Genomic DNA, 799 nt, shown 5'->3' on the forward strand with positions numbered 1-799 from the left:
CAACAAGAACTCCATCAAGATCATCGGCGAGACCACCGACAACAACGTGCAGGCCTACTTCGTCTACGACTCCAAAAAAGCCGGCAGCATGACCACCAGCCACCTGCGCTTCGGCAAGGAGCAGATCCGCGCCCCCTACCTGATCGACAGCTCCGACTTCGTCGCCTGCCACAACTTCTCCTTCCTCGAGAAGTACGACATGCTGGCCAGCGCCAAGGAAGGGGCCACCTTCCTGCTCAACAGCCCCTTCGGCAAGGACGAGATCTGGGCCCATCTGCCCGTCGAGGTGCAGAAGCAGATCATCGACAAGAAGCTCAAGTTCTTCATCATCGACGGCGTGCGCCTCGGCAACGAGATCGGCCTCGGCCCCCGCATCAACGTCATCATGCAGACCGCCTTCTTCAAGATCTCCAACATCATCCCCCTTGACCAGGCGATCCGCGAGATCAAGGACGCCATCGTCAAGAGCTACTCCAAGGCCGGCGAGAAGGTACTGGCCATGAACAACAAGGCCGTCGACGTCGCCCTCGAGAACATCGAGGAAGTCGCCGTCCCCGCGAGCGCCGACAGCGCCCTGCGGATGAAGGCCGGCCTCGGCGCCGAAACGCCCGATTTCGTGCGCAACACCTTAGGTCCCATCATCGACGGACTCGGCGACAGCGTCCCCGTCTCCGCCCTGCCCGCCGACGGCACCTTCCCCACCGGCACCGCCAAGTACGAAAAGCGCAACATCGCCGTCGACATCCCCGTGTGGGACGAAGAGCTCTGCATCCAGTGCGGCATCTGCTCCTTCGTCTGT

At 61.8% G+C, this 799-nt stretch carries 1 protein-coding gene; it reads left to right on the forward strand.

Annotation, left to right across the window (positions count from 1 at the left end; genetic code table 11):
- Window positions 1-799: 2-oxoacid:acceptor oxidoreductase family protein (locus DTF_RS27385; RefSeq protein ID WP_035057980.1), on the forward strand; the 799-nt coding region annotated here is incomplete at both ends.

The sequence above is a fragment of the Desulfuromonas sp. TF genome (genome assembly GCF_000472285.1).
GTDB lineage: Bacteria > Desulfobacterota > Desulfuromonadia > Desulfuromonadales > ATBO01 > ATBO01.